Below are 1,238 nucleotides of genomic sequence, written 5' to 3' on the forward strand. Positions count from 1 at the left end.
CTGTGAACCGCCTTGCGCGGGGCAGCGGTGGGTGGCCGCAGAGACCAGTGAGAAGCGACTGTTTACTAAAAACACAGGTCCGTGCGAAGTCGAAAGACGATGTATACGGACTGACGCCTGCCCGGTGCTGGAACGTTAAGGGGACGGGTTAGCTCTTCGGGGCGAAGCTCAGAACTCAAGCGCCAGTAAACGGCGGTGGTAACTATAACCATCCTAAGGTAGCGAAATTCCTTGTCGGGTAAGTTCCGACCTGCACGAATGGCGTAACGACTTCTCAGCTGTCTCAACCACAGGCTCGGCGAAATTGCACTACGAGTAAAGATGCTCGTTACGCGCGGCAGGACGGAAAGACCCCGGGACCTTCACTATAGCTTGATATTGGTGTTCGGTTCGGCTTGTGTAGGATAGGTGGGAGACTGTGAAGCGGGCACGCCAGTGTTCGTGGAGTCATCGTTGAAATACCACTCTGGTCGAATTGGATGTCTAACCTCGGTCCGTGATCCGGATCAGGGACAGTGTCAGGTGGGTAGTTTAACTGGGGCGGTTGCCTCCCAAAATGTAACGGAGGCGCCCAAAGGTTCCCTCAGCCTGGTTGGCAATCAGGTGTTGAGTGCAAGTGCACAAGGGAGCTTGACTGCGAGACTGACGGGTCGAGCAGGAGCGAAAGCTGGGACTAGTGACCCGGCACCGGCATGTGGAAGCGGTGTCGCTCAACGGATAAAAGGTACCCCGGGGATAACAGGCTGATCTTCCCCAAGAGTCCATATCGACGGGATGGTTTGGCACCTCGATGTCGGCTCGTCGCATCCTGGGGCTGGAGTAGGTCCCAAGGGTTGGGCTGTTCGCCCATTAAAGCGGTACGCGAGCTGGGTTTAGAACGTCGTGAGACAGTTCGGTCCCTATCCGCCGTGCGCGTAAGAGACTTGAGAAGAGCTGTCCCTAGTACGAGAGGACCGGGACGGACGAACCTCTGGTGTGCCAGTTGTTCCGCCAGGAGCACTGCTGGTTGGCTACGTTCGGCAGGGATAACCGCTGAAAGCATCTAAGCGGGAAGCTCGCTTCAAGATGAGGTCTCTCACCGGGTTAACCGGGTAAGGCCCCCGCCCAGACCAGCGGGTTGATAGGCCGGAAGTGGAAGCGGCGTGAGTCGTGGAGCTGACCGGTACTAATAGGCCGAGGGCTTGATCACACACACCATCCAGCCTTCTAGCAAGTGATGTGTCGCGTCCACTGTGCAG

1 rRNA gene is annotated in these 1,238 nt (G+C 57.3%); it reads left to right on the forward strand.

The features are described 5' to 3' along the window. Positions 1–1,189, forward strand: a 23S ribosomal RNA gene (locus ACI783_RS19770); the annotation flags it as partial. Positions 1,190–1,238: the final 49 nt, after the last annotated feature.

This window comes from Modestobacter sp. SYSU DS0511 (assembly GCF_054050755.1).